At 37.2% G+C, this 23345-nt stretch carries 25 protein-coding genes and 1 pseudogene; 2 read left to right on the top strand and 24 right to left on the bottom strand.

Translation table 11 applies throughout. From position 1 onward, the window contains the following. Window positions 1–63 precede the first annotated feature (63 nt). Both ACTYBU_RS01860 and ACTYBU_RS01855 read left to right on the top strand, forming a co-directional pair. Entirely contained in the window at window positions 64–435 is a 372-nt protein-coding gene (locus ACTYBU_RS01860) for an MFS transporter (protein ID WP_445486750.1), read from the top strand. A 179-nt stretch (window positions 436–614) separates the two neighbouring features. Further along, window positions 615–773 carry a hypothetical protein gene (locus ACTYBU_RS01855; protein ID WP_445486749.1) on the top strand — a complete coding sequence of 53 codons (159 nt, stop codon included), beginning with the start codon at window positions 615–617 and terminating at the stop codon, window positions 771–773. 154 nt (window positions 774–927) lie between these two features. Here ACTYBU_RS01855 and ACTYBU_RS01850 read toward each other — a convergent pair whose 3' ends face one another. The 24 genes and pseudogenes from ACTYBU_RS01850 to ACTYBU_RS01735 form a co-directional block, all read right to left on the bottom strand. Next, window positions 928–1260, bottom strand: a complete 333-nt coding sequence (locus ACTYBU_RS01850; RefSeq protein ID WP_445486748.1) for an ArsR/SmtB family transcription factor — start codon at window positions 1258–1260, stop codon at window positions 928–930. Between the two features lie 2 nt (window positions 1261–1262). Next, entirely contained in the window at window positions 1263–1682 is a 420-nt protein-coding gene (locus tag ACTYBU_RS01845; protein ID WP_445486747.1) for an SRPBCC family protein, read from the bottom strand. Window positions 1683–2127: 445 nt separating this feature from the next. Next, window positions 2128–2619: a GyrI-like domain-containing protein gene (locus ACTYBU_RS01840; protein ID WP_445486746.1), complete on the bottom strand. Its 492-nt coding sequence runs from the start codon at window positions 2617–2619 to the stop codon at window positions 2128–2130. A gap of 257 nt (window positions 2620–2876) precedes the next feature. Then, the gene (locus ACTYBU_RS01835; RefSeq protein ID WP_445486745.1) at window positions 2877–4448 is read right to left on the bottom strand and encodes an APC family permease; all 1572 of its coding nucleotides are present in this window, start codon (window positions 4446–4448) and stop codon (window positions 2877–2879) included. Between the two features lie 283 nt (window positions 4449–4731). Next, window positions 4732–5049: pseudogene (locus tag ACTYBU_RS01830) on the bottom strand (4Fe-4S single cluster domain-containing protein). Window positions 5050–5226: 177 nt separating this feature from the next. Beyond that, window positions 5227–6306: a histidinol-phosphate transaminase gene (gene hisC, locus ACTYBU_RS01825; RefSeq protein WP_445486744.1), complete on the bottom strand. Its 1080-nt coding sequence runs from the start codon at window positions 6304–6306 to the stop codon at window positions 5227–5229. Window positions 6307–6499: 193 nt separating this feature from the next. Continuing rightward, on the bottom strand, window positions 6500–7471 hold the full coding sequence (locus ACTYBU_RS01820; protein WP_445486743.1) for a 2-hydroxyacid dehydrogenase: 972 nt from the start codon (window positions 7469–7471) through the stop codon (window positions 6500–6502). Window positions 7472–7511: 40 nt separating this feature from the next. Further along, the gene (locus ACTYBU_RS01815; RefSeq protein WP_445486742.1) at window positions 7512–8351 is read right to left on the bottom strand and encodes a dimethylarginine dimethylaminohydrolase family protein; all 840 of its coding nucleotides are present in this window, start codon (window positions 8349–8351) and stop codon (window positions 7512–7514) included. 84 nt (window positions 8352–8435) lie between these two features. Continuing rightward, window positions 8436–9143, bottom strand: a complete 708-nt coding sequence (locus tag ACTYBU_RS01810; RefSeq protein WP_445486741.1) for an aspartate/glutamate racemase family protein — start codon at window positions 9141–9143, stop codon at window positions 8436–8438. Beyond that, entirely contained in the window at window positions 9144–9944 is an 801-nt protein-coding gene (locus ACTYBU_RS01805; protein ID WP_445486740.1) for a polysaccharide deacetylase family protein, read from the bottom strand. Beyond that, window positions 9934–10797: a polysaccharide deacetylase family protein gene (locus ACTYBU_RS01800; protein ID WP_445486739.1), complete on the bottom strand. Its 864-nt coding sequence runs from the start codon at window positions 10795–10797 to the stop codon at window positions 9934–9936. The genes ACTYBU_RS01805 and ACTYBU_RS01800 overlap by 11 nt, the downstream gene beginning before the upstream one ends. Window positions 10798–10821: 24 nt before the next feature. Next, entirely contained in the window at window positions 10822–11661 is an 840-nt protein-coding gene (locus tag ACTYBU_RS01795; protein ID WP_445486738.1) for a transporter substrate-binding domain-containing protein, read from the bottom strand. 73 nt (window positions 11662–11734) lie between these two features. Next, entirely contained in the window at window positions 11735–12457 is a 723-nt protein-coding gene (locus ACTYBU_RS01790) for an amino acid ABC transporter ATP-binding protein (RefSeq protein WP_445486737.1), read from the bottom strand. Continuing rightward, complete coding sequence (locus tag ACTYBU_RS01785; protein ID WP_445486875.1) at window positions 12444–13109, bottom strand: amino acid ABC transporter permease; 666 nt, start codon at window positions 13107–13109, stop codon at window positions 12444–12446. Before ACTYBU_RS01785 ends, ACTYBU_RS01790 begins: the two co-directional genes overlap by 14 nt. A 103-nt stretch (window positions 13110–13212) precedes the next feature. Further along, window positions 13213–14550, bottom strand: coding sequence for an argininosuccinate lyase (gene argH / locus ACTYBU_RS01780; RefSeq protein WP_445486736.1), 1338 nt, complete (start codon window positions 14548–14550; stop codon window positions 13213–13215). A 24-nt stretch (window positions 14551–14574) separates the two neighbouring features. Next, the gene (locus ACTYBU_RS01775; protein WP_445486735.1) at window positions 14575–15435 is read right to left on the bottom strand and encodes a LysR family transcriptional regulator; all 861 of its coding nucleotides are present in this window, start codon (window positions 15433–15435) and stop codon (window positions 14575–14577) included. Window positions 15436–15755: 320 nt separating this feature from the next. Then, window positions 15756–16244 (bottom strand): anaerobic ribonucleoside-triphosphate reductase activating protein, encoded by a 489-nt coding sequence (gene nrdG, locus ACTYBU_RS01770; protein ID WP_445486734.1) that lies wholly within the window; start codon window positions 16242–16244, stop codon window positions 15756–15758. Then, complete coding sequence (locus ACTYBU_RS01765; protein ID WP_445486733.1) at window positions 16241–18085, bottom strand: anaerobic ribonucleoside triphosphate reductase; 1845 nt, start codon at window positions 18083–18085, stop codon at window positions 16241–16243. Before ACTYBU_RS01765 ends, nrdG begins: the two co-directional genes overlap by 4 nt. 997 nt (window positions 18086–19082) lie before the next feature. Beyond that, complete coding sequence (locus tag ACTYBU_RS01760; RefSeq protein WP_445486732.1) at window positions 19083–19247, bottom strand: hypothetical protein; 165 nt, start codon at window positions 19245–19247, stop codon at window positions 19083–19085. 2 nt (window positions 19248–19249) lie between these two features. Beyond that, a complete protein-coding gene (locus ACTYBU_RS01755) occupies window positions 19250–19894 on the bottom strand; it encodes a class II aldolase/adducin family protein (RefSeq protein WP_445486731.1) in 645 nt (214 codons plus the stop codon). Next, complete coding sequence (locus ACTYBU_RS01750) at window positions 19891–20841, bottom strand: 1-phosphofructokinase family hexose kinase (RefSeq protein ID WP_445486730.1); 951 nt, start codon at window positions 20839–20841, stop codon at window positions 19891–19893. Before ACTYBU_RS01750 ends, ACTYBU_RS01755 begins: the two co-directional genes overlap by 4 nt. An 89-nt stretch (window positions 20842–20930) precedes the next feature. After that, the gene (locus tag ACTYBU_RS01745; protein ID WP_445486729.1) at window positions 20931–22304 is read right to left on the bottom strand and encodes a PTS galactitol transporter subunit IIC; all 1374 of its coding nucleotides are present in this window, start codon (window positions 22302–22304) and stop codon (window positions 20931–20933) included. 27 nt (window positions 22305–22331) lie between these two features. Continuing rightward, window positions 22332–22607, bottom strand: a complete 276-nt coding sequence (locus tag ACTYBU_RS01740; protein ID WP_445486728.1) for a PTS sugar transporter subunit IIB — start codon at window positions 22605–22607, stop codon at window positions 22332–22334. Window positions 22608–22620: 13 nt separating this feature from the next. Then, complete coding sequence (locus ACTYBU_RS01735; RefSeq protein ID WP_445486874.1) at window positions 22621–23112, bottom strand: PTS sugar transporter subunit IIA; 492 nt, start codon at window positions 23110–23112, stop codon at window positions 22621–22623. Window positions 23113–23345: the final 233 nt, after the last annotated feature.

Here is a 23345-nt window from a genome sequence, read left to right as displayed (position 1 = left end):
TTTTAGAATTTTCCCACATCTCGTTTTAAATGCATTTACAACAGTAGTTAGTATGGTGTTAATATGGCCATGTTTGCAGGCATGCTGCTGCTTCCTATTTATTTGCAAAACATTCGTGGATTTACCGCACTTAAATCGGGTTTATTAATGCTTCCGGGTGCTGTTATAATGGGGATTTCGTCCCCTATCGCAGGAAAATTATTTGATAAATTGAGTGCAAGACCGCTTGCTATCGTTGGTTTGTTTATTACCGTTTTAACAACATGGGGCTTTACGAAATTAAATATGCAAACATCGTATGCCCATATTATGGTGCTGTATATTTTCCGGATGTTTGGAATGTCGTTTATCATGATGACTTGTTATGACAGAAGGAATGAATCAGCTGCCACTTCATTTAACCAGCCATGGAACAGCTGCATCCAACACAGCTAGAACCGTTGCCGGCAGTCTCGGCACCGCTTTTTTAGTCACTGTAATGACTAATCGTACGCTTTTTCACTCAGCTAACTACAGTAATATCATCACAAGCGATAATCCATATATCGCGGAGAAATTAACACAACTGGGGCAAGGCTTTTCTGCACTAAGGACTCCCTTCGAGCTCCGGGCAAATGTTGGCAGTATCGACTATATATGGAAAAATGGCACAGCAAGCAACAATACACGGCATTATCGATTCTTTTATTGTTGCAACAGGAATTACTGCTGTGGCATTATTTCTAACATTTTTTATTAGAAGATCCTTGCCGAAAGCATCTAAATTGAAATAAGCATAATTCACTTGTAATATGGTGACTTTCAAATAAAAACGCACAAGAGTATCCTATATAATAACTCTTGTGCGTTTTTTATTATGTGCACCTCTAAGGTCACTCCATAATGGTGTTTACCCGGTGCTTTTAATTATTTTTACATAACATGCTCTCACTCATCACTATCGTCCTTTTCCACGATATGTTTTAAAATAGACAACTTATTTTCCCAGAATCGTTCATAATAAGTAAGCCACTCTTTTATATCTGCCAATGGTTCTGGGGAGAGCGTATATATTTTTTCTCTGCCTACTTTTTTGGAACGCACCAGTCTTGCCTCTGACAAAATGGCAAGATGCTTCACAATGGCGGTGCGGCTTATCGGAAAATGACTAGTAATATCCGCAATGGGCAGTTCTTTCTCTGCCAGCAATTTCATTACTTCTCTTCTCGTAGGATCAGCTATTGCCTGATAAACATCATGCTTTTTTGCTGAATCAGCCATTATTATTCCACAATGCCTTTCAGTTTAGCAACAATTTGTGTCCATCCCATATTCATGCGATCACGGATAATTGCTGCTTTTTCATTTGCTTTCCCAATAATCTCATCTGAATCTTTCCATCCAGCATGAATAAGGGTAAATTCCGTTTTTGTGCTGTCGATTTCTTTTAATAAAAAAGAAACGATCCATCCATCTACATCCCATGTAAACGATAATTTAGTCGGAGGTTCCACTTCAATCACTTTACAAGGAGACGGTCCGAAGGGTGATTGTAAATGAAAATCATGTCCTAGCTCTAATTGAAAATCATTTGGCATAAACCATGCTGCTATTCCTTCAGAAGTGGATACTGTTTTCCACACCTTGTCAATCGGGGCATTAAATTCAACTTTTTGTACGATATCCTGCACTTTTTCACTCAAAGAAAAACACCTTCTCTTCCTGTTAATATGACACCTTTTGGTTACACTTATAATATAACACCTTTTGGTTACATGTCAACATTCTGTTAAGCACTCTTTTTCCAACTCTTGTTTTCCTCAAGAATATAAAGTGAACCTTCCATCAGTGGGGGTTTTGCTGCCCCTTAAGAGTGGGATAAAAAGAGACAAAAACCGTTTATCTTTAGCCTTGTTATTTTTGGAACCTTAAAATTATTGTTTTGTTCAAGTAGTCTTTCTCCTATCAGGGAAATTCGAAAAACGTCAAATACCCGATTCTTCCCCCAAATGTATTTGTGGGGAGTAATCGGGTATTTTATTGATTACATTGATTACACCAGCACCTAACACATTCTTTTCTTATTACGTTCTGCAACGCTTCCTATTTTGGAACAACAAATTGATAGAGTTGAAAATACCTCCAAATTTATTTCCTTTCACTAATAGGTATTAAGATCTCAAAATGGGGATTATTAAAATCACGATCATTTGGGTATCTTTCATGTTTTATCGGTAATTCATCGTAATATTCCACACCAGACTCTTTATAGGGCTCATACTCACTTTTCTTAAGCCATTGTAAAATGTTATAATAAGTTTTACCGATATTTTGACCCATTTTGTGATGCGTCATCAAGTAAGTCATTTTCGGTACATATATTTCGATCATGCCATCGGGTAGTTGCTGTTCTTCACAAACTTCATAAACAGAATAATGTACAAACCCATCCGCCCTAAGATGATAGGATAGTCCTAATTGAACGTTTGGATTAACGGCATTATCTATTTCTCCCACTCTACTACTCATGCTATTAATAAGTTTTTTCAAAGTACTTACTTCTGCGTATGGACCATTCCACTTTAATCCTATTCCTCGATACGCAGGTATCTCCACAATTTCATAAGAGAAGTTTTGCACTTTATATCCCCCTCGTCATTTAAGTTCTATTAACCTAGGAACATCACACACAAATTTAACACATTTTACATTCAATGAGGGTCATATCAACTCCTTCCTTTTTTTCAACAATAAAAGGAATACATTTACAATATACCCCTTTTACATTCTTTATTTCTGACGATTAGCATTGTCCCTTTTATTCCTATCTGCAAAACAATTATAGAACAAATAAAAATGGCGGTGCATTCTGCACCGCCTAGTTTTTTTCCATAGAATTAAGATTTATTCGAAACACTCTCTTGCAATTCTTTAATATTCCCCTTTTTACGCATATACCATACACCGTTATATACTGCAAAATAGTAAAAAACAAATCCTAGAATTGCCGCAATTATAGACATTAATGGCTCTGGTACAATACCATTACCTCCAAAATTTCCTAAATAAGACATGAAAACAAGGAGAAGAATATAAATAATTAGATAGAGACCACCAAAGAATTCTTCTGATTTATGTTTCTTAATGAAATGAATAATTAAGTAACCGCCAACTCCTAAAATTAATCCCGTAATGGCAAGCTGCACCCTGCTCCAGTTTGTCCAATAAATAAGTAGTGTAGCAAAAACAAAGGCTAATGGCGCAATAATTTGCATACCAGGAAGTCCGTTGTTTTTTGTCAAACCTATTTTACGAAAAACCATTACGGTTACACAGGCTGAAGCATATTTAAAAATGCCAATCGCTCCTACTATTGCAACAATGGCAGTCCAACTCTTTAAAGGAAACAGGAATAACAATCCAATAAAAAAATTAAGTGCAAGGGCACGAGTTGGAACACCAAATCTTTTGTTTATTGTTCCAAAGAAAGATGGCAAGAATCCGCTTTTTGCCATACCAAAGACATGTCTTGAAGTACCAGCCGTATAAGCAAGCGCTGATCCTGTTGGAGAAACCATGGCATCCGCAGTAATGATCCAAGATAGCCAAACCATATTCGCCATAAGAGCTAGATTAGCAAATGGAGAATCAAACTTAATTCCACTCCAGCCATTAGCCAGCATTTCTGGCGGAACTGCTCCAATAAAAACAATTTGAAGCAGCACATATAATATTGCTGCAACTACCAGTGAGGTGATCAGAGCTAGTGGAATATTCCGTCTAGGTTTGACCACTTCTCCACTCATCATAATAACGTTCCCAAATCCTGTATAAGCAAAAAATATACCACTTGTTAATACCGCAGATAATCCCGCACTATACCCATTTGGGGCAAACCCTTGACTGGTAAAGTTCTCCTCATGAAAACCTGTCATAAAAAATGCAATAATAGTCAAAACCGGTACCACAAATTTGATAATGGTAATAACGGTGTTCGTTACAGCAAAGAGCTTCACTCCAAAATAGTTAAACACTACAAAGAATATCATCAAAAAAGTTGATGCTAAAATGCCTGTTGTTGTCAGTTGATCCTTTGCTGCATCATAAAACCCTGGCCAGAACTGATTAGCGTATTGTATAACGCCTGCCGATTCCACTGGTGCAGTAGCACAATAGCCAAGCCAAATCGAATAACTAGTAACTGTCGCAAGCATTTTCCCATGAGAATAGAGAGGATAGCGACCTAATCCACCTGTTTCAGGCTTAACTCTTCCTAATTCAGCATAGACAAGAGCTATTAAAGTGATAACAACTGCGCCAATCAACCATGAAATAATCGCAGCAGGACCAGCCAATTTCGCCGTTGCCCACGGACCAAAAAGCCAGCTTGATCCTATTATTCCTCCAAGAGATAGTGCTGTAAGCGACCAAAATCCCATTTTCTTTTTTAAGTATTGTTCTTGATTCATGATGTACCCCTCTTAACTAAATATTCATCAATTTATACAAAATAATAATCCCAATTATTTTCGCCTTTTTCTTATTAAATTATGTCTTCCTTTATAAGGAAAACATAAGAAAACTAGATTTCTGCAGTCCAATAATTTAAGATTTTACTCCATTGATTTTATGTTATTCATTCTTCATTTTCAATATATTTTTAGAAATCAAAAAAAAATAACTATTCAAATTGCTGAATAGTTATGTAAAAACCATTAAAATCGCATGTTGCATTTGACTGCTGATTAAAGTTTATTTTTTATAAATAGCTTGTTGTTCTAATAAGACAATTTTCTTTTCTTCCATGCTTTTCATACAATGGATCAGCCGTTGATTGCTGCTGCCTCTATATAATAAGGATAAATCCCTTTTTTCTTTTATAAATAGTCCATCAACAAGAATATCCAACTCCCTGCATAATTTCATAAATGGCTCCTTATTTGATTTCAGCAAATACTCCCACGTTTATCCTGTATAGCACCATATATTTTTCCCAGCTGTTTTCAGTTTTTTAGCCAAAATAGTTAGGTCGTTTAATTGAGTAAGTGGTTCTCCACCGCTAAATGTAATATTTTCAAATATGTATCAAAAGACACTAGTGTTTTATAAATAATGTCGTAATTTTCAGTTTAATCATTTTTTCTATTCTAAGCCCAATTGACATCCTCTCATATAAAATCCTTAATGGAAGATATCAGTAAGATTAACTTTCTTTTTCAAAAATTGCCTGTTTTACTCGATAAATCATTAAATTTTTATGCATTTCGGCTGATGTACATCTATTTGTAGTATAGTGGCGAGAACTTTATCCATGTCCTCCTTGGTCCCGATTGAAATACGTAGATACTGCTCAATACGTGGCATTTTATAAAATCTTGTCAAAATCTTTTGTTCTTTTAAACCTTCATACAACTCTTTCGCTGTTACATATCGTGGCTGAATCAACACAAAGTTTGTCAAACTGTCCAGCACCGTATAGCCCGTACGACGAAGTTCTTTTGTAAAGTAGCTTCTAGTTGCGATAAGCTCTTGCACACAATTTACAAAATATTCCTCATCATCTAATGATGCACAAGCAATTTTTTCTTGAATCATACTCATCGCAAAAGGATTCGTCGTTCCACGAACCCCGTTCAAATCATGAATGAGTGAAGCATCTCCCAATACAAAACCAATTCTCGCACCCGCTAAATTGCGTGATTTTGAAAAGGTTTGTACGACTAAAAGATTATTGTATTTTTTCACCAGAGGCGCTACTGAAATACCACCGTAATCAATATACGCTTCATCAATAATCACTAAGCGATTCAAATCACTCTTAACCAATCGCTCTATATCTTTAACAGGTAGATAATGACCTGAAGGGGCGTTGGGATTGACGATAACAACAGCATATGGGAGAGAAATATAATCCTCTACATCAATCTTTAAATCATCTCCAACAGGAACTTCATGGTAATATAATGCAAAGGACTGTCCATACGTACGATAAAATGGATAAGTAATGCTTGGAAAAGCAATCTGGTCTCCTTCATCAAAAAAAGTACGAAAAATTAAATCTAATATGTCATCTGCGCCATTTCCAATCGCAACGTTTTTCATCGTTAAACCGAAACGCTCGGCAATTTTTTGACGAAGTTTACTAAACGATATATCTCCATAAAACCGCATGTCGTCAATCATTTGTTCCATTAAAACTTCGGCAATTTTAGGAGACGGTGGAAATGGGCTTTCGTTTGCATTTAATTTAATATAGCCTTTGCCAAGCTGTTCTCCTGCTTCATATACTTTTAAATTTCTGTAGCGATTACTGATAAAATTACTCATTTTTTCCTCCTAAATAAACATTGATTTTTTTATTTCATGTTGCTCAAAAAAAATCAGCGTCATAAAGGGAGCACTGAACCTATATTAAGTTACTACTATCAATTGTAAAATGATTTACAAGAGTATTTGTTCACTTTTAAATAATCATAAAAATTTAGCAACATCTTCTAATGGTTGTTCACAAAATCACCTACTACTTGGCAACATTATATGATTCAGATTCCTTGCCGTTTACAAAGCTTAGGATCTGCCCCAAAGGAATGTCTAAAAGTTTTTTCTGTGAGTTTTCTGAAAAGAAAGCCGCATGCGGTGTTAGTAAAATATCTTTGCGATAAAATAATGGATGGTTCTCCAAACTCGGATGCTCAGAAGAAAGGACATCCAGAGCCGCAAACGAAATATAATGCTTGTCTAGTGCTTCGATTAAATCTACCTCATTAACCGCACTTCCTCTTCCGACATTTATAAAAATTGGATTGTTTTTTAGTTGACTAAAAAATAATTGGTTGAATTTCCCTATATTTGATGGATTTTCACTCATGTGATTAGAAATAATATCCGCTCGCTGAAATATTTCTTTTTCCTCCACTAATTCAACCGCTAATTTGTCTGCAAGTTCTTTTGGAAAAGAAGGATGATAGACGATTACGTGCATGCCAAAAGCCTTCGCCCGACATGCAACTGCTTGCCCAATGCGACCAAAACCGTAAATCGCCAATGTTTTTTCATGTAAACTAATGACATCTGGCAACTCGTAATCCCATTTTTTTTCTTGATATACTCTTTCCTCATAAGCCTTAAGCTTACGAGCTGAAGCTAACATCAATAACAAGGTATGGTCTGCGACTTCTTGCGTGCAATATTCACGAATCGGGCAAACCTTAATACCGAATTTTTTGGCTGCCTCAACGTCTATATTTCCAAATCCCGTTGCACAAATCACAATCAATTTTAAACGCTTCGCTTGTTGCATGACTTCCTCATCAACTACCATAAAAGAGGTTAAAAAAATGTCCACATCCGCAATTTTTTGGCATAACTCTTGTTTACTGCAATCCTCTAGCCATTCAATAGAAAGCGGCACCTGACTTTTCGTTTGCAAAAAACCTTCGATATATGTAAGTTTTTCTTCTTTATGTTTTTCGATATTAACTAATAATTTCATTCAAAGACCCCTCGTATATAACTTTATTGAAAGCAACTTATTACTCTCTTTTCAAAGGAAAGGTCATGCAATGAGGACCCCCCCCCGCCTTTAACACTTCAGAAATATCAATTTCTAGAACCTTCACGCCGCTATCTTTTAGCTTCTGATTTAATGCTACGTTTTTCACTAACGAAACCACACGATTCTCACCAATGGACTGAACATTATAGCCATGTAAGAAAACCTCTTTCTCACCACCTCCGATGATGGTAATATCTTTTTCTTTAAGAAGCTCCAAAAAATCATCTGGCAAGCCTTCTCTATATCCGACTGCAATAGTCGGTGTGATTAAGTTAAAACACATATCTAAATGCAAATACTCTTTTTTGCAGGGAACTCCATAAACCTTATAGCCATAAGGCTCCAAAATATCGCGAATTTCTTGTACCCCTTCAGTATCCGTGCGATCAACCATTCCTAAAGCAATCGTTTTTTCATCAATAAAGGCAAAATCGCCCCCTTCAAAATGACCGGTTTTAACCTCTCCTAACAGCGGAACGCCTAATTCCTCCATTTTTTTCCGATAAGCTTCTTTTTCTTTAAAACGGATGTTTTTCGAAAAGTTCCCCAATATATAACCTTCTCGAACACATCCTCCAAAATCTCTTGCAAAAACCCCATTAGGCATTTCTTTATCCGCTGGCAATAAATGAACGGTAATTCCTTCTTTTTCGTACAAATCCATCAACCGACTATGCTCTTCTTTCATTTTTTCTATATCTAGCGGCTCAACTTGCCATTTTTTTGCAATTTCATTAATTGGTGCAGGATTCGATAAATATTCTGGCTTTGACATCAAAACGCTTGTTAATTTTCCTGTTCCATTATGTACAAACATTATTATCTCCCCTCTGTTGTTCACTCAAAATCATTAAATCTTTATCTTTTTACTTGGAGCTATCTTTTGCTACTGCTTTGAACCTCAAATACTCCCTTGAGACCAAATTCTTTCTTTTTTCTTGGGACTTGGGTACGTTTTTTTACTATGTGAAAGTTGTTGTAATACTAACAATTCTAATTGGTTAATTAACGCATACGCCGGATGAACAACAGGAACTCCAAGAGCACTCTGCAATTCTTCCACATAATCATTGTAAGCGAGACACCCTAAAACAATCACATCCGCTCCATCTTTCACGACTTGTTCACCAACTGCAAGCAACGCTTCTCGGGTATTCTCCACTGATTCTGACATTCCACATACAGATGCAATACGATCCATGGCGATACCTAATTGTCTTAAATAAGCCCATTTTGAAGATACTCGTTCTTCACTTGTCGTAATAAAAGCAAAACGCTCACCAAGCAGCAAAGCAACCGAAACACTGACCTGCCCCGCTCCAAGAACGGGAATACTCACTTGCTCACGAATAGCAGAAAGAACGGGATCACTACTACAATAAATGCCAATAGCATCTATTCCTTCCGCTTCGGCTTCTTTAGCGAGTTTTAACAATTCTGGTCCGTCAATTGCTATGTCTACATTTGAATCAATATAAATATTTGTTCCTTTGGGACAAACAAAAGAGACTTGCGTATCAGGACGACTTACTTGCTTCATTTTTTCTGCACGTTCTAACAATTCTTCTTCAGTAAAACCCGCATCTGGATGGATGATTCGAATATGCATTTATCCACTCCTCATCGCGTCGGCAATTTCTCCGCAGCAGTAATGTTTTTGCTCATTCTTTTCCATTTGTTCTATCAGCGAAATTAGCAGTTGAACCCTCCCAATGCCGCCAATGGTTTCCGAATTCATTTGGAATACAGCTAGTCCTTGTAATTCTTTAAATGCCGCCAATTCCCATCTCCAATTTTCCAGAACCTTTTGATAATTCGGAATTCTCACCTGTCCTTTTGGTTCTGAAGGACTTAAATTCGCAATAAAATAATGAAAATCGATCAAGCTATACGACGATGGAATTTCGATCAGCTGCTCCTCCAGCATTTTATAAGGAAGATAATCATCATAAAAAATACTTGTATAATCATAGCCAATTTCTTGTGCAAGTGTTAATGTTACTTGCGTTACTTCTCCATCAGGAGCACGAAAACCACGTACCCTTTTCCCCAAGAGATCCTCAAGCGTTCTTTTACTCGAAGCTAACAATTCTTTTTGCTTTTCTTTCGCTAACAACGCATAATTTTCCCCGCCAACACCATAGCTTTCAATCTCATGCCCTTCCTTTGCAATCCGCAATATCTGCTCTGGATACTTCTCAGCAACCTTTCCAGCTACAAAAAAGGTACATTTCATCTTTTTTTCAGCAAGTATTGTTAAAATTCGATCTAAAGGCTCCTCCATCGATTTTTTCCCAATATCCGTTAACGAACTAATTGAAGCTTCTGGTACTACTGCATATTGTGCAAGCCAGCGAAACTCTGCATCCAGATTGAAAGTTAAACAAACACCTGTTGGTTTATTCGCCATCTCTACCCTCTCCTTCCACTCCAGATAGGAAAAGAAAGTGTGTTGCTTGTTCTTCACACGTACAAACATAGATTTCTTTTTGATTTGCTAAAAAGCGTAACAATTCTTCCAAAATTAACGATTTTCCAGGAGAGCCAAAAACTTGAGGATGAAAAGCAGTAACCGCTGATTTTCCGTAAAGCGCCATTCCCTTTAATTCCGCTAGCATGTTTTCTAACACATCTGAATAATTTGCAATCCGGTCCTGACTTCCCGGCTGCTCCGGGTAATAATTATAGGAAAGCTGATAATAGTCATCAAATTCTATGCGGGAAGGTAGTTCAACAATTCGTAATTTTTTTCCTTCTATTTCTTTAAACTTCGGAATTTCATTTCCTTTTTCTGATATGAGATACTTCACATTATTTTCTTCTAAGTACTCGATCGTTTCAGGAAGCAGGCGACCTGTTGGCCGAAAGCCAACAGGTAATCTTCCTGTCACGGAGTGAAAAATCGACTGACACTGTTCAATATATGCCAACTGCTCTTCAAAAGTATCACCATAATGATATTCATGCCCTAATCCATGATGAGCGACTTCATGCCCTAACTGCATCATTTTTTCTACTAATTTGGGATGACTTTTCATCACGTTAGCTGGGATGAAAAAGGTCGCTTTAAATGAATACTTTGCTAATAAATCAAGTACTCGATCGACACCTCTTCGCACACCATATTCACCAACGCTTAAGGATCTCAAGAAGGTTTCACCTTGCGGATAATTTGCTGCACGCAGCTTCCAAATGGTATCCCCATCCACATCAAAGCAAAGAGAAATCGATGCTTTTACTTTTGAATCATTGCATTCACCCATGGTTATCACCTTTTTTCTTACAGCTTAGTTACTTTTCGCTTTACTTTCTTCCACGAATTTTTCACCCATCCATTTTTTCATCAGTTTGTCGATTGTTCCATCTTCTTGGTACTGTTTAATATATTTGTTAAACTCATCTTGTAAATCCGATCCTTTAGGAAATGCAATATTAAATGAGTTGGAACCCTTAATTCCTAGTTCTTTATCCGAGAAAATAAAGTATGAATAATCTGGTTTTTTTCCGCTTTCGATTGCCGCTTTTGTCGCATCCATCATCGCCCCGTCTACACGTCCGCTAAACAATTCTTGTATTGCCAACGCACCCGTATCTAAAGAAGTAACCTTAGCTCCCATATTTTTTGCTTGTTGCTCATAGTTTGTACCAAAAGTTGCCACAATTTTTTTGCCCTTCATTTTTGATGCCGAGCTAATTGGAGAATCTTTTGGGAACATTACTGCCGTTTTGGTAAAGAAATAAGGCTCTGAAAAATCAATACTCTTTCTACGTTCATCCGTTGCCGTCATTCCAGAGATGACAAGATCCGCTCTGCCTGATTGCAACTCACCAATTAACCCATTAAACTCCGTTTCCACAATTTCATATTTAAAGCCTAAATCCTTAGATAACTGGTCAATCAAATCCATGTCAAAACCAACAACTTCTGTTTCCCCTTTATCATTCAACTCAGCTGATTCAAATGGAGCAAAGTTTGGACTAAGCGCAATTTTAAACGTTTTTCCCGAATAAACCTTTTCAGAATCTGCACTTGAACTCTCTTTCGGTTCTGATTCACTTTTGCTTCCGCAAGCAACTAACAAAAATACTCCTAAAATCGTCATCATCGTAAGTAAAATTCTTTTCATGCTATACTCCACCTTTTTTATTTTTTTTATAGAAAAACCGTAATGGCTTCTACTTTAACAAACCTTCAACACCTTATAATACTTTATCCAAAAATTCTTTCGCGCGTTGTGATTTGGGATTAGTGAAGAATAATTCTGGTGTATTTACTTCTTCAATAATCCCAGCCTCAACAAAGCAAACACGATCGGCTACTTCTCTGGCAAATCCCATTTCATGTGTGACTAATGCCATCGTAATATTGGTATCTGCTAAATCTTTAATAACCGCCAAAACTTCTTTCACCATTTCTGGATCAAGTGCACTCGTTGGTTCATCAAACAATAGCACCTCTGGCTCCATGGCTAATGCACGGGCGATGGCTACCCGTTGTTTTTGACCACCTGATAATTTGGATGGGTACTCATTTTCCTTATCGCTCAAACCGACTCTTTTTAACAACGCACGGGCTTTTTCAATAGCTGTTTGTTTGCTCATTTTTTTTACTTTTATAGGTGCATAAGTTAAATTATCTAAAACACTTTTATGCGGAAAAAGGTTGAAATGTTGAAACACCATACTCGTGTTCTCACGCACTTTCTGGATGTTCACATTTTTTCCCATAAGGTCTATTCCATCCACTTGAATCGAACCTGAATCAGGCACCTCCAACATATTCATGCAACGAAGTAACGTTGATTTACCAGAACCAGAGGGTCCAATAATTGCGACTATTTCACCGCGATTAATGGTTAAATCTATTCCTTTTAGCACTTCAACCGTTCCAAACGATAGATGCAAATCTTTAACCTCGATCACTACGTTTCAACCTCCTTTCAAGAATTCCAGCGAAGCTGTTTAAAATCATAACTAACACATAATAAATTAATGCAACGACGATAAATGGTTCAAACGCCAAGTATGTCGAATTCATTGCAACTTGAGCAGAACGCATTAAATCAAGCATTCCAATGGTTGAAACTAAAGAAGATTCTTTTAATAGCGAAATGGTTTCATTGACCATTGCTGGCAAAACCGTCTTCACTGCTTGAGGAATAATAATATCAAGCATGGCATCTCTTTTTGATACCCCTAAAGACATCGCTGCTTCCATTTGCCCTTTGTCTACCGCTTCAATCCCACCTCGCAATATTTCTGAAATATAAGCACCAGCATTTAGTGAAAAAGCAATAACAGCTGCGTGGAAAGCTGGAATTTCATAGCCTGTTAGCTGAGGTGTTGCAAAGTATATGATAAAGACCTGTACCAATAGCGGTGTTCCTCGAAAGACAGACGTATAAAATTGGGCAAATAATTTTAGGAGTTTAATTTTAGATACCTTGATTACTGCTAATAAAATCCCTAATACTAACCCGCCGATAAGGGATATAAATGTAATTTTTAAGGTATTAACCAACCCATTAATAAAGACTTTTTTAAACGGAACAATCCGTTCAAACTCAAGGTTCAAGCCTGCCGCATATGCATGATTGGAACTACTTGTAAAGAAAAGACAGACAAGAAATGTTAAAGTAGTAATCCCCACATAGACGAAAAGCTTCTGAATGCCTCTCTTACTCATTGTCAACCCCCCAGATAATTTCGCTTTTAACACCTTTCTTCAGACTATTTTCATAATCCAAATAGTCAAAAATACCTTCATCAATTGTTTCACTAAACGTTCGAATCTTTTCTAGTGGAATATCCTCAATGGTACATTTGTTTTTCTCACAATAAAGGACAACCTTTCCAACAACATCATGCGCATCCCGAAATGCCATGCCGTTTTTCACTAAATAATCTGCAAGGTCTGTTGCATTTAAAAAGCCATCCTTTACAGCATTTCGCATATTTTCTTGATTTACCTGTAGCGTGCGAATCATTTTTTCCATAAGACTTAACGTCTTTTCCGTACGATCAAAAGCAGCAATAAAGCTTTGTTTATCAAGCTGCATATCCTTGTTATACGTTAAAGGCAAACCTTTCATGATGGTCAACATCGAAACGAGTGAACCGATTGTCAAACCTGCATTCCCGCGAATTAACTCTGCTGCATCTGGGTTTTTCTTTTGCGGCATCATGCTACTTCCAGTTGCATAAGCGTCATCCATTGTAACAAAGCGAAATTCTTGCGAACACCATAGGATAAGTTCTTCACTCAGCCGACTTAAATGCATGGCGATGAGGGAGCAGGCTGAAAGTAATTCAATGACATAGTCACGATCACTTACCGCATCCATAAAATTATTACAAGGCTTTTTGAAACCTAATAGCTCTGTCGTTCGTTTACGATCAATAGCATGTGTGCTGCCGGCTAATGCTCCAGCACCCAATGGATTTTCATTCATAATATCTAATGCGTTCAATAGTCTTTTTTTGTCTCGCAAGAACATCTCCGCATATGCACCTAAGTGATATTGGAAGGTTACAACTTGTGCTCGTTGAAGATGAGTATAGCCCGGCATAAGCACAGGATTTTGCTTACCTTTTTCAACAAGTGTCTTAACTAACGCTTCTACCTTTTGAATAAGCTGATTCCCTCTTTTACGGCAATACAATTTCGTATCAACTGCCACTTGATCATTTCGGCTACGTGCAGTATGAAGTTTTTTTCCCACTTCGCCGATTTTTTGTGTTAAGGTAATTTCGGTAAAACTATGGATATCCTCAAATGCATCTTCATCAATGGATAATTCACCAGCGTTTAATTCGTCTAAAATTTCTTGCAAACCTTCAACAATCTCTTGTGATTCAGATGGCTTGATAATCCCAGCCTCTCCTAACATTTTGGCATGGGCAATGCTTCCCGTAATATCCTCTTCATAATATTTTTTTCCTAAGGGAAGGGAATTATCAAACTCCTTCATCTCCAAATCTTCTTCCTTTGTAAATCTTCCGCCCCAAAGTTTCATTTTAATACATCCCTTTCGAAATCTTCATATTTTTTCAAATGTTTCAATCGCTCGTTTTACATGTTTACGTTCTAAAGCCGTTGGCAAAAACACTAAATTTGCATCTATCGAAAGAGCAACCTGCGTTGGCACAATCTTTACTCGCTGATTATCTAAATCCGTTTTAACCACATCTTCCGTTAAAACACCTATACCTAATCCCTTCATTACTGAATTGCGGACCATTTCGATGCTGTCCACTTCAATCGTTCTACGATTATCCAACTGATTTTCTTCAATAAACCTAGAAAGAATGGAACTATACATGGTTCTTTTTTTATATTTAATAAGAGGTAACCTATTATAATCGTCACTATTTATGTCAATCTTGCTCGAATAAATTGCGAGCACTTGATTTTTCTGTACTTCCAGACATTTCATATTCCATTCTTCATACTTCCCGTGAACCACTCCTATGTCGTATTTCTTATTCTGCACACCCAAAAGAATATCCGTAGAATCCTCTACAACGTTTAGTTCAACCGTTATCTCTTGATCATTTAAGTAAATATCTTCGAGTTTTTTTAATAAATGATTTTTTAAAAAATTAATGTCTGACGCTATCGACACTTGTGTTTCATTTTTACCTGAGTGCTTCAGGTCACTTTCCATTGAAGAAAGAATATTCAGTATTTTTTTCGTAGCTTCAAAAACAATCACTCCACTTTCGGTTAACTCTTTGTACTTACCAACCTGTTTAAAAAGTTCACAACCAAACTCCTCCTCCATTTTTTTTATTTGTAAGGTAACTGCAGGTTGCGTATAATTCATTTGCTTTGCAGCTTCCGAAAAATTCAACGTTGTCGCTGCATAATAAAAAGTTTTTAAATTTCGAATCTCAACCATAAGCCACCCGCTTCCACTTATGTCACTTTTCGTAACATTAAATCATAAATAATATGTTATTTAGGTATACACAATATTAAATCACTAAATTTATGTTATATATTATCACACAGAAATACAATTACAATAGGGAATATATAAAACAACCTATAAATATTTTTTATAGTTATCGTTCAAAAAGTGCTTCTCCCATTGTTAACAAAGGTGATGAAATCCCCACAAAAAAAATAACTATTCATACTGCTGAATAGTTATGTAAAAACCAATCAAATTTTTTGTTTAATTGGAGAGCAGATTATTTTATATTAGTAGTAAATTGCTTAATGTTCGAATAAGACAATTTTCTTTTCTTCCATGCTTTTCCTACAATGGATCAGCCGTTGATTGCTGCTTCCTCTATAAAATAAAGATAAATCTCTTTTTTCTTTTATAAATGGCCCATCTACAAGAATATCCAACTCCCTGCATAATTTCATAAATGGCTCCTTATTTGATTTCAGCAAATACTCCCACGTATATCCTGTATAGCACCATATATTTTTCCCAGCTGTTTTCAGCTTTTTAGCCAAAATGGTTAGGTCGTTTAATTGAATAAGTGGTTCTCCACCGCTAAATGTAATATTAGTAAGCGTATTTTCCATTAATTCATCGTAAATTTCTTGAATAGACATATCATCACCAGCATTCCTATTCCAACTTTGTGGATTATGACAGCCTGGACACTTGTGTGGACAACCTGCAAAAAACACGGTGCTTCTTAAGCCCGGACCATCTACAATACTGTCTTGAATAATATTGATTACTCTCATGAATGCTTCACTCGTTCTCTTTCTTCGGCACGTTTTGCTGTATTCCATTTATCCAGTGAACCTACGAGATACCCTGTAATTCTGCGGATTCGTTCAAAGCGGTTTTCTTCTTCTTCTCCGCATTTTGGACAATGATTATCAATAATTCCTTTATGGCCGCAAGTTAAACATCGATCTACCGGATGATTAATACTTCCGTAGCCGATGCCGGCTTCTCTCATGGCACAAACAATTGCCTTTATAGCATCCATATTTTTGCTGGCATCCCCGTCCAACTCCACATATGTGATATGTCCAGCATTAGTCAATTCATGAAAAGGAGCTTCTTTTTTAATTTTGTCTATTGCTTTTATTTTATAATAGACTGGAATATGGAAGCTGTTTGTAAAATATTCGCGGTCTGTCACGCCTTTTATGACACCATGCTTCTTTTTTGCTATTCGCAGTGACTTTCCTGCAAATGATTCAGCCGGAGTTGCAATAAGGGAATAATTTAGTTGGTATTTTTCTATCGCATGGTCAGCAGCATTTCTCATATGCTTTACGATTTTCAATCCTAAATCATAGGCTGCCTTGCTTTCCCCGTGATGAACACCTAATAATGCAGTTAAACACTCAGCCAATCCGACAAAACCAATCGATAATGTGCCCTGCTTTAAAATATCAGCTAAGGAATCATCCATATTTAGTGTTTCTCCATTGCCCCATACACCTTGTGTAAACAGAAATTTAAAGTTTGCGACTGTTTTTTTCCCTTGATAAAGATAGCGATCATACAATTGCTTAATCGTAATGTCTAAGTATGTATCCAACTTTGCAAAAAATTGATCAATCGAAGAAGATTCAAGTGCAATCATTGGCAGATTAATGCTGGTAAAGGATAAATTCCCTCTGCCGACCGCTTTCTCTTTTCCATGAATATTTCCCATTACTCTTGTCCGGCATCCCATAGTCGCAACTTCTGATTGTGGTGTACCATCATAATATTGTGCATTAAATGGAGCATCAAGGAAAACAAAGTTCGGAAAGAGGCGTTTGCTTGTTGTTTCGATCGCCAACTCAAATAAATAATAATTAGGATCTTCTGGAAAAAAATTAATTCCTCCTTTTACTTTAAACACAATGATAGGAAAAATAGGAGTCTCTCCGCTCCCTAAGCCTGCTTGTGTAGCAAGCAGTAAACACTTTGTTAATAATGCACCTTCTTTAGACGTATCTGTCCCTAAATTAACAGACACAAAAGGAGTCTGGCCTCCACCTCTTGAGTGCATGCTATTGCAATTATGGCTAAAAGCTTCACAAGCTTGCAAGGTGTCTTTTTCCGTCCATTCCCAAGCTTTCTTTTCAATCAAAGCATCATCATCTATTATTTCTTTCAATTTCTTTTTATTTTTTTCAAATGTTTTATGTATGTATGGCGCTAAATCATAATCCAGCATGGGGATGGCTTGTCCACCGTGCTGCTGGTTTTGATTCGCCTGCAAAATAATAGAAGTAAGTGCCATAGCACTCATAATCGTTTGCGGTTCTCTCATAAATCCATGACCAGTATCAAAGCCATTTTTCAAAATTTTCCCTAGTGGGATTTGGCAGCATGTTGCCGTCCCGGAAGAATAAAAATCGAGATCATGAATATGAATATACCCTTGTTGAAATGCTTCTTTTGCTTGGGCTGATAAAAGCTTTTCCATCGTATAATGACGCGACGAGGAAGAAGCAAAATGCATCATATGACTCATCGGTGATAATCCATCTATATTTGCGTTTTCTTGAATATAATCCTGGTTGTCACTGCGGACAATCTCTTCAAATTCCATTAATAATTCAGTATAGTTCCCCATTTAATTTCACTCCAAATCACGTATCATCAATAGTATTATAAATGGTCGCAACTTCTATTATCAATATATAGACAATACTTCACTAAATTTACACAATATATAGTAATTCTTTTAAAAAAAGATTGACTAAATTTCAGATGGAATTTTTTCTTTCTAAAAAAGATTATATTTAACCTCTCAAGCTTCAATTTAAAAAATATGGCTACAAAAATAGGATACCGAGGGAAGGGGGGGAAATTTATATACATCCGACCGGGCATCCTATTGTCTTTTTTAAGATCCCTATTTATCCCACTCTTAACGGACAGTAAGACCCCCACCTCGGGGATGCTGAGGAATCGAGGAAGCTAGGTGGGGATAACTGCCCGTAAAGGTCCGATAGATATACACAAACTAATGTCGCCACTTCCTTATGTCTTCGTTTGTGTGATCCACATCCTTGGACCGCAAGCTTTCCATCAGTGGGGGATGAAGAAAACCCCCACTGATGGAAAGGTTCACTTTATGTGATAGCTTTTGTTTGAAAGAAAATACCCTATTAGTTTGAGGCGTCCGCTCGACTCCTATGGGATTAGCGGGTCAGGCGAGATCCCGCAGGAGCGCTAGCGACGAGGAAGCTCGACGCCCGCCCCATGGAAAGCGAAGTATATGCCGGCTGCGGACTACTCACAAGTACACCATACTTTTCAGGGTAGACACCCATGCAACAAAAAATCGCACCATGGCCCTTGAAAAGAAGCAGCATCCCAATAATTCAGCACAGAGCAGCCGGCATACACGAAGACTCCTATGGGATTAGCGGGTCAAGCGAGATCCCGCAGGAGCGCTAGCGACGAGGAAGCTCGACGCCCGCCCCATGGAAAGCGAAGAGTATGCCGGCTGCGGGCAACTCGCAAGTACACCATACTTTTCAGGGTAGACATAAATAAAAAAGGTAAGCACCCAATTAGGCACCCACCACCAAATAGAACGGCTCACATCATTTTAAAGTAAATAGCTACTTTCGATAACTCGTTAAAATGGCTGTTACATATTTTTTCAGCAATAAACTAATCCCAAATGCAATCGCACTTACCCATATATTCGCAGTAACAATGCCATAAATAAGCAATACGATGGTAAAGATAAAAACAACATACCATATCCATCTATTTCCAACCATATTTACTCCTCCATATTGTAGGAAAATGCGGTTTTTTTCCCATTGATTTTACCAAGTGCTTGAAACATATTTGCTTGAATATTGACATAGGCGTTATACTCAATTCTTTCCAGCATATCGTATGCTTTGCGCAAGGATTTATCTATGACAAGAATGCCATGTTCTCTTAATAAGGTTGCTACCGGCAGATCATTTTTTCTTGTCTGCAAATATTGTTGTACCTTTTCTGCTAATTCAGGTGACGTTGCCGGGGCAAAATCCAATGTTTTTATTTCCCCTAATTTCTGCGTAGCTTCACATAAATGTGGCAGATCTAATCCTAAGGAAGCAAAAACCATCGATTCTTTTGGATGGGCATGGATCACCGCTCCTGCCCCTTGCATTGTTTCATATACCGCCATATGCATATTAAACTCTCTCGTTAATCTGCCGTCTCCTTCTAAAATAATTCCCTCTCTATCTATTACTAAAATATCATTCGGCTCCAGTCGGCAAAATTTTGCCTGGGACATTAAGGTAGGTGTCATAATCCAATGCTCATCGCTTACTTTTACGGTAATATTTCCTCCAGCAGCATTTGTAATAAATCGGTCAAACATCATTTTTGTCACAACACAAAGATCTTTTCTTTCTTCTAAATACATCATGCTTCCTCACCAATCCTTTCGATTTGTACACGATCCATCCAATCCTGTATATTATGCAAGGATGGAAGCGAGCTCGTCTTTTGTGTAGCCTTTAATGCGCTGATTGCCGTGGCGAAGCGGACAGAAGACACTACATCTTTTTTGTCTTTTGCTAAAGCAGCCACCATTCCTCCGACAAATGCATCGCCGCAGCCTGTATCGTTCACTTCTTTCACTTTTGGCGGGGTGACTTTAAAATACTGTTGTGCAAATCCGATAAAACAGCCTTTTTTGCCAAGAGAAATAATCGCTACCACTACCCCTTTTTGATGCATTTTTTTTAATTCATCTATATATTCCTGATCATCTATTAACGACTTTCCAACATACTCTTTTATTTCGTCTTCATTTGGCTTAATCAAGTATGGATTTTGTTTAATCGCTTCTTTTAAAAATTCTTTTGCTGCGTCAACAATCAGCAAGCCTCCTTTGGATTTTACCGTTTGAAGCAATTCTTTATAGTTATCTACTGAATATCCGCTTGGCGGGGACCCGGCAAAAACAACGAAATCGTCTTTTTCCACATTTTCCTGCAAATAGCTTACTAGTTTTTTATGAGAAGCCTCCGTAATTTCAAAGCCATGTTCGGTTATCATAAAGCTTCCATTTCCAGAATCATCAATAATTACGATGCTTTCTCTCGTCCTGCAGCCTTTTTGCATAATAAAGCTGCTATTCACATGATGATTTTGAAGCATGGATAATAACAAGGCATTATTATGCTCCCCGATAAATCCTGTTGCCACATTTTCTATATTCATTTTCGAGAGCACAACAGAAACATGCGTTGCTTTACCGCCTATATCATAGCCAATCGTATCTATTACATTATTTTTTTTTCTAGTTAACGGACTTTTTACATATAATAAACGGTCAATGGCTGTATTTAACGTAACAGTATAAATCATCTTTTTTTACACTTCCTTACAGTTGGGATTGACCTTTTACTGAATTTTCTATATATTTAAATTAGATACCTTATCGTGGAGGCTTGCAATTACGCCAAATTGTTTGCCTCTTCTTCTTTTTCTATTTTTAAAGATCTTGCTTTCATTCCTCTGTAATACATCACATATAGTCCTATCCAAATAATTGCCAACACCAATCCCCAGTAGTTACCATTTACAATATCTGCTGCCTGGGTAAATGCATAGCGGAAATCAGGATATTCCAGTGTACTCCAAGAGAGCATCTGTCCTGCTGGTATTTCAATTAACTTTGTATCTTTCGCCAGATCAGTAATGGTTGGAGCAAAAAGAGTAGATACATATAAAAATACAGGTGTTGTTACAATTCCGAGAAGAACCATTCTTAATAGATTTCCTCCTGTAACTAGCAATGCCGGAACAGCAAAGGATAAATTGATGATTCCTGCAAATGGCAATACATTATTTCCCGGCAAAATAATAGCCAATACTAATGTAATCGGAACCAAAATAATGGTTGTCACCCAAATTTCATTACATCCAGCAAGAATTGGCCAGTCTAAACCGATATGAAGCTCACGGTTGGAGAAACGTTTTCTCATAAATTCAGAAATGGCATCAGACAACGGGGCTAATGCTTGCATAAATAGTTTTGCCACCATCGGGAACAATGTTAAGGATGCTCCTGCTTGAACACCAAGTGTTAGTGTGTCTTGAATATTGTATCTAGCAAAAATCCCCAATAAAACACCGATAATAAATCCCATTACATGATTTTCTGCAAATACACCGATTTTGTCTTTTAGCCAGTTTGCATCAATCTTTTTGTTTAATCCAGGAATAAAATCCATCAATCGGTTTAACGGCCATAATAGGGCACCGAATAAAATCATGCTGTGAGGAGAAGTAACTCCTGGAATATCGGTCAGCTGCTGAATTTGCTTTTGACTTACATCTGCTATTTTTAATTCCAATATAATTTGAATCCCGGCAACTAAGAAAGCAAGCGGCACACTGCCGGAAACTCCCACTACCAAAACAGACGTTAAAATTTTTCCCCAAACATTCCATAAATCTACGTTTAACGTATTTGTCTGCTTTGTTGCCAGCATAATAATATTAATCAATATCTGATAGGGAAATAAGAAAAATGCCAATGGCCACGCCCATGCTAACGTAGCAAGAGATGTCCAGCCGCCATCCATAATATTTAAAACAATTCCAGTATTTTCAACAAAATGCTGGGCAGCAGGCCCCATGCTGTTCATCATAAAACCTACCACTAAATTCATGCCGATGAATGCTACACCTAATGTTAAACCGGAACTAAAAGCCTCTTTAAATTTCATTCTTGCAAACAAACCGACAATAATCATAATAACTGGAACAAATACTGCTGCTCCAAAATCCAATACATAATTAATAATCGATTGTAATAGTTCCATCCAAATTCCCTCCTAAAGGTCTGTTGCCTATTTTAATGCCTGGATCAGCTTTTGAAGCTCCTGCTCCATCCCTACACCTGTCAAAAAAGGAATACCGCTTAATACAGGCACTTTATAATCTTTTCTTGGTTTTGTAATGGCAATATAAACAGAGCAGTCTTTTATATACGTATCAATCGATTTAATATCCACTGCTTCCACATTTGCCCGAATTCCTTGCACATCTAACAATTTTTTCACCTTTGAAGCCACTGTTTGTGATGTTGCCACCCCTGATCCACAAGCTACAATAACTTTTTTCATCCTTATTCCTCCTCTATTTCATTTGCTTTTGTATGAATGAAAGGATTTCTTTTACATCATCAGAAGCTATTAAATGCTCCATCGTTTTCTCCTCCATAAACATTTCCATTAAACATTGCAAAAGCGGCACTTGTTCTTCTGACTTATAAAGTCCCAGTACAAAAATAATCTGTGCTTGCACATCAATATCATCAGACCCCATTTCATAAAAGCAGATCGGTTTGTTTGGTTTAATTACAGCAATAAATGGCGTAATAATATGTTCTGGGTCAGTATGCGGAATAGCTACATGAAAGGATTTTGTTCGCAGCCCAGTTGGAAAGTTTTTTTCTCTTTCCAAAAGTCCTTGAAAAAAACTAGGCTTTACATATTTTTTTTCTTCCAGCAGCTCTGAAATTTTTTTAAATAAAGCATCTTTCGAATCGGCTTCAAATTTTGTAAAAACAAGCTTATCTGAAAACAAATTTTGAAATAAGCTGCTAGCTGCTATGATCGTTTCATCCATTTCTTTCAACTTTTACATCTCCCTTACTAAAATTACCCAACTGATTATCCGTCAGGCTGTCGACAAACGCCCGATTCTTTCGATGTTCGCCTTGATGCTCATCAGAGGGTGAAAGACTAAGTACGTATGAAAGGATAATCGACTAACTACGCCTCATCCTTATGTCTTCGTCGATTGACTTGCATCCTCCAAGTCTCGATCAGCCTGCAGTTTGTGCAAATACTACTTTGTCT

The sequence above is a fragment of the Niallia sp. 03133 genome (genome assembly GCF_052663225.1).
This window is presented reverse-complemented; position numbering and strand designations above follow the sequence as displayed.